The organism is Streptomyces sp. NBC_01707 (assembly GCF_041438805.1).
In the GTDB taxonomy this organism is placed as follows: domain Bacteria; phylum Actinomycetota; class Actinomycetes; order Streptomycetales; family Streptomycetaceae; genus Streptomyces.
This window is the reverse complement of record NZ_CP109190.1, coordinates 4962008-4977195: the sequence shown is the minus strand read 5'-3', so window position 1 is coordinate 4977195 and position 15188 is coordinate 4962008. Positions and strand designations below refer to the sequence as shown.

The 15188-nt window shown below is 67.7% G+C and carries 11 protein-coding genes, 1 tRNA gene and 2 pseudogenes; 7 read left to right on the top strand and 7 right to left on the bottom strand.

Annotated elements, in window-relative coordinates:
* The first annotated feature begins 92 nt into the window (after window positions 1-92).
* From OG963_RS22350 to OG963_RS22340, 3 genes and pseudogenes are all read left to right on the top strand, one after another.
* Window positions 93-659 carry a hypothetical protein gene (locus OG963_RS22350; protein ID WP_371799373.1) on the top strand — a complete coding sequence of 189 codons (567 nt, stop codon included), beginning with the start codon at window positions 93-95 and terminating at the stop codon, window positions 657-659.
* Window positions 660-1095: 436 nt separating this feature from the next.
* A pseudogene (locus OG963_RS22345) lies at window positions 1096-1843 on the top strand (ice-binding family protein).
* Between the two features lie 527 nt (window positions 1844-2370).
* Window positions 2371-2766 (top strand): annotated as a pseudogene (locus tag OG963_RS22340) (PP2C family protein-serine/threonine phosphatase); the annotation flags it as partial.
* A 181-nt stretch (window positions 2767-2947) separates the two neighbouring features.
* Here the strand turns inward: OG963_RS22340 and OG963_RS22335 are convergent.
* Window positions 2948-3021 (bottom strand) — tRNA-Gly (locus tag OG963_RS22335).
* A gap of 477 nt (window positions 3022-3498) precedes the next feature.
* Here OG963_RS22335 and dcd point away from each other — a divergent pair.
* Entirely contained in the window at window positions 3499-4074 is a 576-nt protein-coding gene (dcd, locus tag OG963_RS22330) for a dCTP deaminase (protein WP_030929269.1), read from the top strand.
* A 9-nt stretch (window positions 4075-4083) separates the two neighbouring features.
* Entirely contained in the window at window positions 4084-4581 is a 498-nt protein-coding gene (locus OG963_RS22325; RefSeq protein ID WP_030929272.1) for a phosphoribosyltransferase, read from the top strand.
* Window positions 4582-4659: 78 nt separating this feature from the next.
* Here the strand turns inward: OG963_RS22325 and OG963_RS22320 are convergent, their stop codons facing one another.
* From OG963_RS22320 to OG963_RS22295, 6 genes are all read right to left on the bottom strand, one after another.
* On the bottom strand, window positions 4660-5574 hold the full coding sequence (locus OG963_RS22320; RefSeq protein WP_093773577.1) for a Yip1 family protein: 915 nt from the start codon (window positions 5572-5574) through the stop codon (window positions 4660-4662).
* 117 nt (window positions 5575-5691) lie between these two features.
* A complete protein-coding gene (locus OG963_RS22315; RefSeq protein ID WP_176902174.1) occupies window positions 5692-5862 on the bottom strand; it encodes a hypothetical protein in 171 nt (56 codons plus the stop codon).
* A gap of 38 nt (window positions 5863-5900) precedes the next feature.
* Window positions 5901-7349 carry a VCBS repeat-containing protein gene (locus OG963_RS22310; protein WP_362272839.1) on the bottom strand — a complete coding sequence of 483 codons (1449 nt, stop codon included), beginning with the start codon at window positions 7347-7349 and terminating at the stop codon, window positions 5901-5903.
* Window positions 7350-7426: 77 nt separating this feature from the next.
* The gene (locus OG963_RS22305) at window positions 7427-8899 is read right to left on the bottom strand and encodes an FG-GAP-like repeat-containing protein (RefSeq protein WP_030929284.1); all 1473 of its coding nucleotides are present in this window, start codon (window positions 8897-8899) and stop codon (window positions 7427-7429) included.
* Between the two features lie 427 nt (window positions 8900-9326).
* A complete protein-coding gene (locus OG963_RS22300; protein WP_093931208.1) occupies window positions 9327-11594 on the bottom strand; it encodes a (Fe-S)-binding protein in 2268 nt (755 codons plus the stop codon).
* Between the two features lie 109 nt (window positions 11595-11703).
* On the bottom strand, window positions 11704-12303 hold the full coding sequence (locus OG963_RS22295; RefSeq protein ID WP_256224018.1) for a sugar transferase: 600 nt from the start codon (window positions 12301-12303) through the stop codon (window positions 11704-11706).
* A 316-nt stretch (window positions 12304-12619) separates the two neighbouring features.
* Here OG963_RS22295 and dnaK point away from each other — a divergent pair, with 316 nt between their 5' ends.
* Both dnaK and grpE read left to right on the top strand, forming a co-directional pair.
* A complete protein-coding gene (gene dnaK, locus OG963_RS22290) occupies window positions 12620-14473 on the top strand; it encodes a molecular chaperone DnaK (protein WP_093773567.1) in 1854 nt (617 codons plus the stop codon).
* Window positions 14470-15120: a nucleotide exchange factor GrpE gene (grpE, locus tag OG963_RS22285; protein WP_093773565.1), complete on the top strand. Its 651-nt coding sequence runs from the start codon at window positions 14470-14472 to the stop codon at window positions 15118-15120. Before dnaK ends, grpE begins: the two co-directional genes overlap by 4 nt.
* The last annotated feature ends 68 nt before the right edge of the window (window positions 15121-15188 follow it).

The following is a 15188-nucleotide window of genomic DNA, read 5'->3' as shown; positions in this document are numbered from 1 at the left end:
CGCTTGCCTGATCTCGGCTGTGTGCGTCTGTTCTGGATGCGCGTGGGTGGCGGGGCCGCTGTCGTGGTTGACGTGCATGGCAGGATTCCCCGATGACTGCTTCACCGCCCACTGCCGAGACCGTGTCCTCGGTGGCAACCGATGCTGGAATGCTCGCCCTGTGGGACCCCCAGCGCTTCACCGGCATCGTCGATTACGACACCTGGGACGCCCAGCTCGGCGAGGACGAGGACGTTCAACGGCATATCCGTACCGGTGCCCTCGTTCCCATCAACATCCGAAGTGACGGTGCCTTCGGGGTGCTGGTCCGCATAGGTGGCGTCGGCCTGCCTGCGCAGCTGACAGAGCGGGAGAGCAGGCATCGCCTCGTCACCTCAGATGCCTACCTTCTCCATTCGTCGGGACAGGTGTGGCTCAGCGGCATCGAGGCGGTGGGCGCCGAAGCGTGGCCCGGAACCGTCCGGTGCGATCTGCCCGTGGGCTGCTATTCGGTAGTGATCCACTTGATTGCGTGGGAGGACGAACCGGGCAGCACCAACGACGATGGCACCCCGTCCGAGACTGCTCTCTCCGACTTTGTCGTCCTCATCAACCCCGCCGTGTCGGAACAGGGCACCTTCCGCTCCGCGGTGGAGACCTTCGACCAGCCGGAAGACTGACTGCCTAGGCCAGACGTCAGGCATCACGCGACGTCAAACCGCCAACCGCCGACCGACGCTCGACAGAGATGAGGCACTTGTGTCCGGCCTCGGTTGATGTTTGACGGTTCCCGCAGACCAGAACGCCTGAGGCTCAGATGCCACCGGAATCACTTGGTCGCTGTTGCCCGCACTCCAGCTTCTTGCCGCCGGTGTCGACCACCTCGTAGCCGAGCATCATGTTGTAGGGGGCGCCGTCCTCGTAGACGAGATGACCATTCGCATCCGGATGGCCGCACCCGAGTTGACCACCGGCCGTCGTGCTCCTGGCGACACCAAGTCGGAGCGGCCGAGCGGGTCGTGGTCCTGCCGGCCTTTCTCCGGACCGACCTCCGACGTGACCTCGACCGGTATGCGGAGACTCGAACCTTGCGAGCGCAGCTGAGGCGTCCGTGGGATTGGGGGCCGCCACGAGTTACGCGGTCCTGGCCGGTGCAACGGTCACCAATGTGGTCGTCCCCCCGGTCTCCAACACGGTCGTCAACGGCGACCTGGGACTCAGCCCCGGGAGCTCGGCTCCGGGCTTTCCGCCCGGAGTCGTCCACGGCAGCACGTCGCCGATGCCGCCGCCGTTCAGGCTAAGTCCGACCTGACCATCGCCTACAACGACGCGGCCAGCAGGGCAACCAACACCGTCCTGACCTCCCCGGGTGACATCGGCGGACAGACGCTGGCTCCCGGCGTCTACAGCGCTGCGTCGTCGCTGAATCTCACCGGGACTGTCACTCGACGCCCAGGGTGACCCGAGCGTCTTTATCTTCAAGATCGGATCCACTCTGATCACGGCCCCGACGAGAAACGTCTCGCTCGTCAATGGAGCGCAGGCCTGCAACGTGTTCTGGCAGGTGGGGAGCTACGCCACCATCGACACCAATTCCTTCTTCACGGGCAACATCCTGGCCTTGGAGTCCATCACGGTGAACACCAATGCGGCGATTGAGGGCCGGGCGCTGGCGCGTAATGGTGCGGTCACGTTGGACCACAACGTCATCACGAGGGCGGTCTGCATGACGGGACCGCCTGGGCCTCCTGGACCGACCGGATCGACCGGCCCCACCGGGCCTCCTGGACCCTCCGGGCCTCCCGAACCGAAGGGTCATAAGGGAGACAAGGGCCACAAGGTCAACAGTCACAATGCTTGGTGACGTCCGCTCGTTCTCATGGCTGTATCGCAACGGCGGCGGCCTCTGAGAAGCAGCGCCATACGCCCGTGAGGTGACTGCGCCCCTGGACAAACCCTCCAGGGGCGCACAACCTGCCCGGCCGGACTCCTGGAGCAATGCTCATCACCCGTGGCGCAGAGCAGGGCGGCGGCACGGCAATACGGAATTGACGGGGAACGAATCCGCTTTAGTCCGATTTGCGGTGTATCCTAAAAGCAAGGACGCACACTCTCACGTGTGGCGCCCTGGAAGGGTCGGCTCCGATGGCGAGACCATTGGGGCCGCTTCCATGTCCGCATCAACTCGGTGGCGCGGGGACGATGCCCACGCCCATGAGGATCTGCTCCGCGGGCGTGCAGTTTCCGTCCTGCATGGCCATGGCTAATGAGCCGATCGGGCGGGCGTATTCGGTCACGTTGTGCGGAGGCGGTGACCGCGGCGGTGGCAGGAAGGAGGTGGCATTCCGGCCATGGGCGAGGAGAGCGTGGATCGGGCGGAGGGTTTTGGCGATGCAACTGGTCAACGCGGGCCACCCCGCGCCGCTGCTGATCCGCGACGGCCGTGTCGTGCAGCAGTTGGAGAGCGCGACGACGCTGCCCGTCGGCTTCGGCGGTGAAGAACCCCGGATCAGAGAGCACACGCTTCAGCAAGGCGACCGGGTGCTGTGCTACACCGACGGCATCATCGAGGAACACGTCAACGACGGGGAGCAGTTCGGCGAGGAACGCCTCATCCGCTGCGTGAACCGCCTGGGGGAGGAGCCGTCGCACGGGCTGCGGGCGGATCTGCGCCGGCTCTCCCACACGCTGAAGTGGGAACGGCGCGGGCGCACCAGCGACGACGCCACCCTCTTCATGATCGAGTGGCGCGGAGGCGCCGCCGACCACCTCGCGGTTCTTGACTGAGCGCCCGGGCGTCAGGCCCGATCACGTCGTCGGCGACAAGGGCTGCAGCTCGAAGGCAATCCCCACTTGGCTGCGACCCCCAACCCGCCACTCACCCCAGCTTCCATGGGATATGGCACGGGACGCTTGAACTGGTCCAGACAACAAAGAAGCCCCCGGCCACTGGCCTGGGGCTTTTGCATGGAGCGGGTGACGAGAATCGAACTCGCGCTCTGAGCTTGGGAAGCTCATGTTCTACCATTAAACTACACCCGCGCGGAGCGCTGGTCGATCAACGCTCATCGTCGCACACTCTACCCCATGGCAGGCCCTCGGTGCGTGAGCCCGGGGCCCGGGTGTGGTGTCCGAGGTGTGGATGCGGGTGCCGGGGGCGGTAGTTGGGGCGTAGCGTACGTAGTCGGAGTGCCGCCTGGAGCGGCGTCCTGTTCATCCCCTAATGTGGCTTTCTCGTTCAAGGCTTGTTGGGGAAGGGACTTGATGGACTCCATGGAGCGCACCGTCGTCCGCTGTGCCGAAGGGCACATTTTCGCTACCGCTTCGTTCCCGCTGCAGCAGCTCGGGGCCGGTCGGATCGGTCCCGGGAGGCTTATTCGCTGCCCGCGTTGTGCCCGGTTGCGGCATGCCGTTCCTGTGGTGTTCGAGGAGCGGTAGAGGCGTCGGCAGACGGTTGTGCCAGAGCGCGCGGGGCGGTCCGGTTGGGGCGGGCCCGCGCGTTCTGCGTATCCTCGGGACGTGCTTCTCTCAGACAAGGACATCCGGGCCGAGATCGACGCCGGGCGGGTCCGCATTGATCCGTTCGATCCGTCGATGGTGCAGCCCTCGAGCATCGACGTGCGGCTCGACCGCTACTTCCGGGTGTTCGAGAACCACCGCTATCCGCATATCGACCCGGCCATCGAGCAGGCGGACCTGACCCGTACGGTCGAGCCGGACGGGGACGAGGCGTTCATCCTGCATCCCGGCGAATTCGTGCTCGCCTCGACGTACGAGGTCATCTCGCTGCCCGACGATCTCGCGTCGCGGCTGGAGGGCAAGAGCTCGCTCGGCCGGCTCGGGCTGGTGACGCATTCGACGGCGGGGTTCATCGATCCCGGGTTCTCCGGGCATGTGACCCTGGAGCTGTCGAATCTCGCGACGCTGCCGATCAAGCTGTGGCCGGGGATGAAGATCGGGCAGCTGTGCATGTTCCGGCTGAGTTCGCCGTCGGAGTTCCCGTACGGCTCGGAGCGGTACGGGTCGCGCTACCAGGGGCAGCGTGGGCCGACGGCCTCGCGTTCGTTCATGAACTTCCATCGGACTCAGGTGTGATGCCGGACCATGAATGACGTACGAGAGAACCTGACGTACGAGGCGTTCGGTCACGCTGTGCGGGAGCTCGCGCAGACCGTGGCGGACGACGGGTACGAGCCGGATGTGGTGCTCAGCATCGCGCGGGGCGGGGTTTTCGTCGCGGGCGGGCTGGCGTATGCGCTGGACTGCAAGAACATCCACCTGGTGAATGTGGAGTTCTACACCGGGGTCGGGACGACTCTGGAGATGCCGGTCATGCTGGCGCCCGTTCCGAATGTCATTGATTTCTCGGACAAGAAGGTCCTGATCGCCGACGATGTCGCCGATACGGGCAAGACGCTGAAGCTGGTCCGTGATTTCTGCATGGATCACGTTGCCGAGGTGCGCAGCGCGGTCATCTACGAGAAGTCGCATTCGCTCGTGAAGTGCGAGTACGTGTGGAAGAAGACCGATCGCTGGATCAACTTCCCGTGGAGTGTGGAGAAGCCCGTCGTGCGGCGCAGTGGGCAGGTTCTCGACGCCTGAGGCGGAAGCAGCAGTGGAAAGTGGATGACCCCCGGTGCCGTGGCGCCGGGGGTCTTTTCTGTGGTGCGGGTGGGTGCGTCAGATCGTGCCGAGCTTGATGATCGACAGAAGTGCGATCAGCTGGATCGCGGAGGCGCCCAGTGCCTTCGGCCAGGGCAGGTCGTGCGACTTGCTGACCATGGAGGTGAAGAGTGCGGCCGAGGCCAGCCAGGTCACCCAGCCGAGGACCTGGACCAGGGAGTTCTCGCCGCCCAGGAACAGCGCGAATATCAGGCGCGGTGCGTCGGTGATCGACATGATCAGCATGGAGAGGCCGACCGTCGGCTGCCAGGCGCCGTCGCCGCCGAGCTGGCGGGCGAGGGTGTGGGTGACCGCGCCGAGGACGAGGCCGCCGATGACGAAGCCGACGCCCGTGAGGACGACGTACGGGACGGCGGCGGAGAGGGTCGCGTGGATCGCGTCGTCGCGGGCCTGGTCGAAGCCGAAGAGTGCCAGCAGGCCGTAGAGGAACGTGACGATGAGCGCCGGACCCCACACGGGGTAGTCACGCATCTGCCAGAACGTCGGGCCGGGGCGCAGCACGATGCCGCTCAGCAGATCCTTCCAGTGCAGGCGGGGGCCCGCGGGCTGGGCGGGGGCCTGGCCGGCGCGGTAGGTGTTGCCGTCGCCGTACGGGTCCTCGTCGATGCTGAAGGCTTGGGTGTGACCCGGGTTGTTGGCGTACGGGTCGCCTCGGTGGGGGTACTGGGGCTGGTTGTACGGGTCGCCGAAGTACTCGGGTTCGCCGTGTGCGCCGCCGTAGCCGCCGTTGCCCTGATGTCCGCCGGGCCGGCCGGCTGTGTACGGGGCGCCGTTGCCTCCCGTCGGCGGCCATGGCTGCTGACCGTACGGCGGCGGTGACGCCTGCGTGCCGTACGGCTGCTGCCGCGGTTGCTGTTGCCCTTGCTGCGGGGTGCGGTTGTCCCGGCCGCGTCCGATCCTGAATCCAGCCACGTGATCGAACGTACCTGGTCCGGGACAGTGAGGTGCCGGGCCCGGAGGATCGGGCCCGGCTTTGCGGCCGAGCTGTGACATCCCCTAGGGGTGTCCCGAGGCAGCAGTGAGGGGTGTCTACGGGGCGGTCGGGAGTACTGATGCCGCGAGGTCGTGGTAGCCGTCGCCGTTGAAGTCGTCCGTGTACTTCGTGGTACCGGCGGAGGCACGTGTTGTGGGCAGGGTGACCGTGGTCGGGCCGGCCGCGACGAGGGCGGCCGGCCGGGCCGTGGTGGTGCGAAGACGCATGGCAGTCGCTTCTCCGGGGAACGGGCCGCGTGCCGGGGTCATGGAGCGAGTACGGACGACCAGGAGGTGTCCGTGGTCGTGGGCAGACCCACGGAGCCGGCCATGACGCTGTAGGACGTGGCGAGGTTCAGACCCGTTGAGGAGGCCTTGAACACCCAGACGCCACCGGTGGAGCGGGTGGCGCCGGGGGCGCATTCACCCGGCGTGCCGACGGCTAGGTCGGGCCTGCCGTCCTTGGTGAAGTCGGTGAGACGGACCGTCGCACCGAACCTGTCGGAGCGCTCGGAGGTTCCGGGTACGCCTGCGGCGTTCTGCGTGATGCTGGTGGAGCCCGCGCCGGTGGGACCGGTCGCGCTTCCCGGGATCACGATGACGCTGCCCGCGTCCCGGGTGCCGTCGAGGTCCTCACCGGGGACGCCGACCGCGATGTCGCCGTATCCGTCCTGATTGATGTCGGCGACGCTCACATCGGCGCCGAAGGAATCGTCGCTCTCGGCGGTTCCGGGCACTCCGGGGGTGTCCTGGTGGATCAGGATCGGCGTGGCGGCGGGGTCGATGCCCTGTGCGCCCCCGGGCCAGATGGCGATCTGACCGCCCAGGTGGCCGGTGCCGGGCTGGGGTGTGCCGTCGACGGTCATGTCGCCGGGATCTCCGATGACGAGGTCGCGGTACCCGTCGCCGTCGACGTCACCGATGGTGGCGTTGTCGCCGTCGGTGGGGAGCGGCGGCTCGTAGGTCTGGGTGTCGTGGGGGTTGACGAACACACCGCCCGCAGGGTGGTCGCCGAGGCCCACGGAGATCTCCACTTCGTCCGGGTGCCCGTTGTTGTCCAGGTCGCCCAGTAGCGCGTCCTCGGCGGACGGGTTGTCCACAAGCAGTGCGGACGAGGCGGGCTTCCCGGTCCGGCTGACAGGTCCGCTGAGCGTTCGTACGGCACACCAGCCGGGCACGGATACGAGGGCGCGAGAGGTGGCGGTGGGGCTGGTGGCGGCGAGCCCGGTCCCGAAGGAACAGCCGTCACCGCCGAAGGCCGGGGACGGTGTGGACAGCGCGACACCGGTCTTGAGCCCCTGGGAACTGCCCCAGAGGACGGTGACCGAGCCCCGGTTGCGTGCTTCGCTCACATCCTCGTACGGCGAGCCGACGAGCAGGTCCGCGTAGCCGTCCGCGTCCAGGTCGGCCGAGGCCACGGACTCGCCGAACCGGTCGTACGCCTCCGCCGCGCCCACCACGCCCGCCGTGGCCTGGGAGATCAGCTGCTTCTTGGTCGTGCTGGGACCTGCTGCCGAGCCGTAGAGGACGACGACGGCACCTGCTTCCGCCTTGCCGGAGACGGTGGCGTCGGGAGCACCCACCACCAGGTCGCGGTAGCCGTCGCCGTTGAAGTCATCGGCGTACTTGGCGGTAGCCGCGATCGCCGGCGCCGGGAAGCCGAGGAGGGTGGTGGTGAGCATGGCTGCCGCCAGGACAAGGGTGCGCTTCCGCATGGTGCTCCAGAGGTGGGTGCAGACAGGGAAGGGGCCCGCACCTCGACGGTGCGGGCCCGACAACGCGAAGCAGCCGGTCAGTTGGCTGCGTTGCCGCCCAGTCCCGGGTACGCGTCGGTGGACACGCCCACCGACGTCGTCGAGAGCGAGCGCGCGCCCGTCGTGGTGATGCGGGTGCCGTTGGACGGGAGGTAGGTCAGCGCGCCGTTGCCGCCGTTCTCGCCGTACGCGCCGATCGTCAGGTCGGCCTTGCCGTCGCCGGTGACGTCGGTGAGCTTGACCTCGTTGCCGAAGTAGTCCTTCGACTCGTCCGAGCCGGGGACGCCGGCCGTGGACTGGGCGAAGAACTGGCCGCCGGACTGGGTGTTGATGCCGGATGCGGAGCCGTACAGAACCGTCACGGAGCCGGTGTCCACGGCCTTGCCCAGGTTTTCGCCCGGGGCGCCGACGACCAGGTCCTGGAAGTTGTCGCCGTTGATGTCGCCGAGGGACAGCTCGCCGCCGAAGTAGTCGCCGCGCTCGGAGCCGCCGGGAACGTTGCCGGTGTCCTGGTTGATGGCGGTGGTCGTGGCGGGGCCGCCCGCGGAGCCGTACGTGATGTTGACCTTGCCGCCGTCGACCGTGCCGGGCAGCACCGGGCTGCCGTCCTTGGGCTTGTCCCACTCCTGGCCGGTCACGATGTCGCCGAAGCCGTCCCCGTTGACGTCGCCGATGGCGGTGATGATGCCGGGCTTCAGCGCCTTCGCGGCCGAGGCGTTCAGGCCGGATGCGGAGCCGGGAACGTAGTAGTTGGTGTTCCAGCCGTAGTCGGTCGTGGTCTCGTAGCCGTCGACCACGAGGTCGGTGGCGCCGTCGCCGTTCACGTCGCCCGCGGTGAGGTTGATCGGGCCGCTGCTGCCGCCGGACTGGATCGGCGGCTTGACGGTGTAGCGGCCGCCCGAGGTGCCCGTCTTGGCGATGCCGCCCTTGTAGACGTAGATCGTGCTCGCCGTGGATCCGATCGCGAGGTCGTCCTTGCCGTCGTGGTCGAAGTCGCCCGCGGCGAGCGTGCGGCCCCACTGGTCGTGCGAGGAGACGGCCGGGTCCTGGATCGTCGTGCCGCCGGTGAGGCCCGAGGAGGAACCCCACAGGATCGCGACGGTGCCGCCGTCGGTGTCGCCGTCCACGTCCTCATAGCGCGTGGAGACGGCCAAGTCGTCGAAACCGTCGGAGTTGAAGTCGCCGTACGCGCTGACCCAGCCGAAGCCGTCGCCGGTCTCGGCGTTGCCGGGGACGCCGGTCGTGTTCTGGCTGACGGTCTTGCGGGCGGTGGACGTCACGCCGTTCGCGGAGCCGTACAGGGCGACGATCTGGCCGGCGTCCTTCTTGCCGCCGACGGTCGCCCAGCCGGCGGAGAAGGCGACGTCACCGATGTGGTCGCCGTTGAAGTCCGCCATGGGGTGATGGACGGAGTCCGCGGCGCCGGCCACGCCCGTCGAGAGGGAGAGCAGACCGCCCGTCAGCGCGGCCGCGGCGGCCGATGCGAGGGCGATACGCAGGTGCTTCTGCATGCGGGTTCTCCTGCAGCATGCGGGGATGCCTGGCGGGCATCCGCAGTCAATGGGGTGCGTTCCGCGGGCGTTTGCCGGGAGTTGTCCCGGGTGTAGCACTGCGGTTGGCGAACAGGAGACTCGCGGTGGGGCCGGAGGGTTGTATGGGAGTCGCAACTATTTCTGAGGCGGGAGGGGGCCGGCGGCGGGGCCTCCCCGGAGGCTCCCGCCGCCGGCCGAGCACCGCCCTGTACGAAACCGTCCCGAAAGCCCCGGCTTCGCCGCCGGGGAACCCGTCGCTCTCCACGTCGACCGACTCTTCCCCGTCGACGGACGGCACCCGGGAGCGTCGCCTGGCAGCGACGCGAAGGCAGTGGGGGCCGAGGGGCCGGAAATGACAGGAGGGGCTGATGGGGAAGTCCCCATCAGCCCCTCCAGCGGCCGGAAGCTACTTCACCGGCTCCGGCTCCGGCGCACTCTCGGTCTCCGGCTCGCCGGCCGGGTCCGCCGGGGTCTTCACCGAGTCGAGCAGCAGCTGCGAGACGTCGACCACCTGGACCGACTCCTTCGCCTTGCCGTCGTTCTTCTTGCCGTTGACCGAGTCGGTCAGCATGACGAGGCAGAACGGGCAGGCGGTGGAGACGATGTCCGGGTTGAGGGAGAGGGCTTCGTCGACGCGCTCGTTGTTGATGCGCTTGCCGATCCGCTCCTCCATCCACATCCGGGCACCACCGGCGCCGCAGCAGAAGCCGCGCTCCTTGTGTCGGTGCATCTCCTCGTTCCGCAGACCCGGCACCTTCGCGATGATCTCGCGCGGCGGCGTGTAGATCTTGTTGTGCCGGCCCAGGTAGCACGGGTCGTGGTACGTGATCAGGCCCTCGACCGGGGTCACCGGGATCAGCTTGCCCTCGTCCACCAGGTGCTGGAGCAGCTGCGTGTGGTGGATGACCTCGTACTCGCCGCCGAGCTGCGGGTACTCGTTCGCGATGGTGTTGAAGCAGTGCGGGCAGGTCGCGACGATCTTCTTGGACGACTTGGGCTTCTTCGTCGTCTCGTCCTCGTCGTCCTCGCCGAACGCCATGTTCAGCATCGCGACGTTCTCCTGGCCGAGCTGCTGGAACAGCGGCTCGTTGCCCAGGCGGCGGGCCGAGTCACCCGTGCACTTCTCGTCGCCACCCATGATCGCGAACTTCACGCCCGCGATGTGCAGCAGCTCGGCGAAGGCCTTGGTGGTCTTCTTGGCCCGGTCCTCCAGGGCGCCCGCGCAGCCGACCCAGTAGAGGTAGTCGATCTCCGACAGGTCCTCGACGTCCTTGCCGACGATCGGGACCTCGAAGTCGACCTCCTTGGTCCACTCGACGCGCTGCTTCTTGGCGAGCCCCCAGGGGTTGCCCTTCTTCTCCAGGTTCTTGAGCATCGTGCCCGCCTCGGACGGGAACGCGGACTCGATCATCACCTGGTAGCGGCGCATGTCGACGATGTGGTCGATGTGCTCGATGTCGACCGGGCACTGCTCCACGCACGCACCGCAGGTGGTGCAGGACCAGAGCACGTCCGGGTCGATGACGCCGTTCTCCTCGACCGTGCCGATCAGGGGGCGTTCGGCCTCGGCGAGGGCCGCGGCCGGGACGTCCTTCAGCTGCTCCTCGGACGCCTTCTCGTTGCCCTCCATGTCCTTGCCGCCGCCGGCGAGCAGGTACGGGGCCTTGGCGTGCGCGTGGTCGCGCAGCGACATGATCAGGAGCTTCGGGGAGAGCGGCTTGCCGGTGTTCCAGGCGGGGCACTGCGACTGGCAGCGACCGCACTCCGTGCACGTGGAGAAGTCGAGGATGCCCTTCCAGGAGAACTGCTCGACCTGGGAGACACCGAAGACGTCGTCCTCGCCCGGGTCCTCGAAGTCGATCTCCTTGCCGCCGGAGGTCATCGGCTGCAGCGCGCCGAGCGCGACCGCGCCGTCGGCGTTCCGCTTGAACCAGATGTTCGGGAAGCCGAGGAAACGGTGCCAGGCGACACCCATGTTGGTGTTGAGCGAGACCGTGATCATCCAGATCAGCGAGGTGCCGATCTTGATCATCGCGGTGAAGTAGATGAGGTTCTGGAGCGCGCCGAGCCCGAGTCCCTTGAAGGCGAGGACCAGGGGGTACGAGACGAAGTACGCGGCTTCGTAGCCCTCCACGTGGTGGATCGCACCCTCGAGACCACGCAGGGTCAGGATCGCCAGGCCGATGACGAGGATGACGTACTCGACGAAGTACGCCTGCCAGGCCTTGGAGCCCGCGAACCGGGACTTGCGGCCGGCCCGGGAAGGCAGGTTCAGCAGCCGGATGGCGATCAGCACAAGGATGCCGACCGTCGTCATCAGGCCGATGAACTCGATGTAGAGCTCGAACGGCAGCCATTCACCGATGATCGGCAGCACCCAGTCGGCCTTGAAGAGCTGCCCGTACGCCTGGAGCAGCGTCGGCGGCAGCGTCAGGAAGCCGATGGCGACGAACCAGTGCGCGAAGCCGACGATCCCCCACCGGTTCATCCGGGTATGGCCGAGGAACTCCTTGGCCAGGGTGATCGTGCGCTGCTTCGGGTTGTCGGTGCGGCTGCCTGCCGGGACCGGCTGTCCGAGTTTGACGAACCGGTAGATCTGCGCGACGGCTCGGGCGATGAGCGCAACGCCGACCACAGTCAGCACCAGCGACACGATGATCGCGGCGAGTTGCATTTGGGGGCTCCTCGGGCCTGCGAGGGTGGGATCCGGCACTCGTGGGACGTGTCGGAGTACAAGCGATTACTAAGCAGTAACTTAATCAGTCTGTGCTGACACTATCCACTTATTCCGCCGCGCTGTAGCCGCGCAGTCGGTGATCTGTGTCGCTCAGGTGTGCCTTGCCGCGGTGGGTGAGCCCGCGGACCGCGGCGCGCAGCGGAATGTGTACCGCCGCCGCCATGATCGCCAGATCGAGTCCCAGCCAGTGGTGCTCGGCGTAGTGCTGGTCGAGCAGAGCCGGTTCGTCCCACGGCATCCCGGAGCGGGAGCGGATCTGGGCCAGGCCGGTCAGGCCGGGTCTCAGCTCCTGCCGCCAGTGTTGCGCGCCGGCCCCGTCCCCGGCGCCGCCGGCCGTTCCGCCGTCGGTCACGGTCCGCCCGTCGTCCGGGGGGAGCGGCTCCGGTCCGACGAGGGAGAGCTCTCCCCGTACGACGTGGGGCAGCCGGGAGAGCAGGTCGAGGCGCAGCCGGCGGGTGCGCAGGGTGCGCAGTACGAAGGGCCGCCCGGCCAGGCCGATCCGCACGGAGCGGGTCAGTACGCCGTCGGGGGGCCGCCGTGCGGCGAGAGCGACGGCTCCTGCGGCGAGCAGGGGGGCGGCCAGGACGAGCAGGACCGAGCCGAGGGCCAGATCCAGCGCGCGCTTCGCCGTCATCTGCGTCTGCATCGTGCACACCTGCCGGGTTGGACGGGGCGGATGCCTGTTTTGTGCATCTCGCGGCATTTTGTGACAGAACGATCCCATGCGGCGATGATGGAGCGGGGTGAGCGGGCCGTCGGGTCGGCAGGTGTCACCCTCGATCGCCGGTGACGTCGCGGGACATGTGCCCGGATATGTACCCGTCGTATCTCGGACAAACCGCAGGTGGCGCATGGTATGTGCACGATAGTTGAGTCGACCCCACTCAGGTCTGTTGACTCTGGGGCGGGTGTCGTGCATCCTTGAGTCAGATCCACTCAAGTAGTCAGTTGGAGGAATTGAAATGGCACGTGCGGTCGGCATCGACCTGGGCACGACTAACTCCGTCGTCAGCGTTCTCGAAGGCGGCGAGCCCACCGTCATCACCAACGCCGAAGGCGCCAGGACCACGCCGTCCGTCGTCGCCTTCGCGAAGAACGGCGAGGTGCTGGTCGGCGAGGTCGCCAAGCGCCAGGCGGTGACCAACGTCGACAGGACCATCCGGTCGGTCAAGCGCCACATGGGCACCGACTGGAAGATCGACCTCGACGGCAAGAGCTTCAACCCGCAGCAGATGAGCGCCTTCATCCTGCAGAAGCTGAAGCGTGACGCGGAGGCGTACCTGGGCGAGAAGGTCACCGACGCGGTGATCACCGTCCCGGCGTACTTCAACGACTCCGAGCGCCAGGCGACGAAGGAGGCCGGCGAGATCGCGGGCCTGAACGTCCTGCGTATCGTCAACGAGCCGACCGCCGCCGCGCTGGCGTACGGGCTCGACAAGGACGACCAGACGATCCTCGTCTTCGACCTCGGTGGCGGCACCTTCGACGTGTCGCTTCTGGAGATCGGTGACGGCGTCGTCGAGGTGAAGGCCACCAACGGTGACAACCACCTCGGTGGTGACGACTGGGACCAGCGCGTCGTCGACTACCTGGTGAAGCAGTTCGCCAACGGTCACGGTGTGGACCTGTCCAAGGACAAGATGGCTCTCCAGCGTCTCCGCGAGGCCGCGGAGAAGGCGAAGATCGAGCTGTCCTCCTCGACGGAGACCACGATCAACCTGCCCTACATCACGGCATCCGCCGAGGGCCCGCTGCACCTGGACGAGAAGCTCACGCGCGCCCAGTTCCAGCAGCTCACCGCGGACCTCTTGGAGCGCTGCAAGAACCCGTTCCACAACGTCATCAAGGACGCGGGCATCCAGCTCTCCGAGATCGACCACGTCGTTCTCGTCGGTGGCTCGACCCGTATGCCGGCCGTCGCCGAGCTCGTCAAGGAGCTGACCGGTGGCCAGGAGGCCAACAAGGGTGTGAACCCGGACGAGGTCGTCGCCATCGGTGCCTCGCTCCAGGCCGGTGTCCTCAAGGGTGAGGTCAAGGACGTCCTGCTCCTCGACGTCACGCCGCTGTCCCTCGGTATCGAGACCAAGGGCGGCATCATGACGAAGCTCATCGAGCGCAACACCACGATCCCGACCAAGCGGTCCGAGATCTTCACGACGGCCGAGGACAACCAGCCGTCGGTGCAGATCCAGGTCTACCAGGGCGAGCGCGAGATCGCGGCGTACAACAAGAAGCTCGGAATGTTCGAGCTGACCGGTCTGCCGCCGGCCCCGCGTGGTGTCCCGCAGATCGAGGTCGCGTTCGACATCGACGCCAACGGCATCATGCACGTCGCCGCCAAGGACCTCGGCACCGGCAAGGAGCAGAAGATGACCGTCACCGGTGGCTCCTCGCTGCCGAAGGACGAGGTCAACCGGATGCGTGAGGAGGCCGAGCAGTACGCGGAGGAGGACCACCGCCGTCGCGAGGCCGCCGAGTCCCGTAACCAGGGCGAGCAGCTCGTCTACCAGACGGAGAAGTTCCTCAAGGACAACGAGGACAAGGTCCCCGGTGACGTGAAGACGGAGGTGGAGGCCGCGCTCACCGAGCTGAAGGAGAAGCTCAAGGGCGAGGACACCGCCGAGATCCGTACCGCCACCGAGAAGGTCGCGGCCGTCTCGCAGAAGCTGGGCCAGGCGATGTACGCCAACGCACAGGCCGAGGGCGGCCCGCAGGGTGACCCGCAGCCTGGCCAGGCGCACGCCGACGGTGCGGACGACGTCGTCGACGCCGAGATCGTGGACGACGAGCGGGACGCCAAGGGCGGTGCGGTGTGACCGAGGAGACTCCGGGCTTCGAGGAGAAGCCTGACGTCCCCTCCGGCGCCACCCCTGACGGAGCTGAGCCGAAGGACGCCGCCCCCTCTTCGGAGGAGGGGGCGTCCCCGGCCGGGGACTCAGTACAGACAGTCGGCCTCACCGCCCAGCTGGACCAGGTCCGCACCGCGCTCTCCGAGCGCACGGGCGACCTCCAGCGGCTCCAGGCCGAGTACCAGAACTACCGCCGCCGCGTCGAGCGGGACCGGGTCACGGTCAAGGAGATCGCTGTCGCGGGTCTCCTGTCCGAGCTCCTGCCCGTGCTCGACGACGTCGGTCGCGCCAGGGAACACGGCGAGCTCGTGGGCGGGTTCAAGTCGGTGGCCGAATCGCTCGAGACGGTCGTCGCCAAGCTGGGCCTGCAGCAGTTCGGCAAGGAGGGCGAGCCCTTCGACCCGACGATCCACGAGGCGCTGATGCACTCGTACGCGCCGGATGTCACCGAGACGACCTGCGTGGCGATCCTCCAGCCGGGGTATCGCATCGGCGAGCGCACCATCCGCCCCGCGCGGGTGGCGGTGGCCGAACCCCAGCCGGGGGCGGCCCCTGCGGCGGCGAAGGAAGAGAAGACAGACGACGAGGAGAGCGGTGGCACCGAGGAGGTCTGACATTTCGTCCGACCACCGCGGGGCCCACCGTCTGCCCCGGCGACCGGCCCTCGGGCCGGTCGCCCGGC

Coding starts and splice junctions, on each gene's coding strand:
- OG963_RS22305 (WP_030929284.1), bottom strand. CDS start 8,899: ATGCAGAAGCACCTGCGTATCGCCCTCGCATCGGCCGCCGCGGCCGCG.
- dnaK (WP_093773567.1), top strand. CDS start 12,620: ATGGCACGTGCGGTCGGCATCGACCTGGGCACGACTAACTCCGTCGTC.
- OG963_RS22300 (WP_093931208.1), bottom strand. CDS start 11,594: ATGCAACTCGCCGCGATCATCGTGTCGCTGGTGCTGACTGTGGTCGGC.
- OG963_RS22350 (WP_371799373.1), top strand. CDS start 93: ATGACTGCTTCACCGCCCACTGCCGAGACCGTGTCCTCGGTGGCAACC.
- OG963_RS22325 (WP_030929272.1), top strand. CDS start 4,084: ATGAATGACGTACGAGAGAACCTGACGTACGAGGCGTTCGGTCACGCT.
- OG963_RS22295 (WP_256224018.1), bottom strand. CDS start 12,303: ATGCAGACGCAGATGACGGCGAAGCGCGCGCTGGATCTGGCCCTCGGC.
- OG963_RS22315 (WP_176902174.1), bottom strand. CDS start 5,862: ATGCGTCTTCGCACCACCACGGCCCGGCCGGCCGCCCTCGTCGCGGCC.
- OG963_RS22310 (WP_362272839.1), bottom strand. CDS start 7,349: ATGCGGAAGCGCACCCTTGTCCTGGCGGCAGCCATGCTCACCACCACC.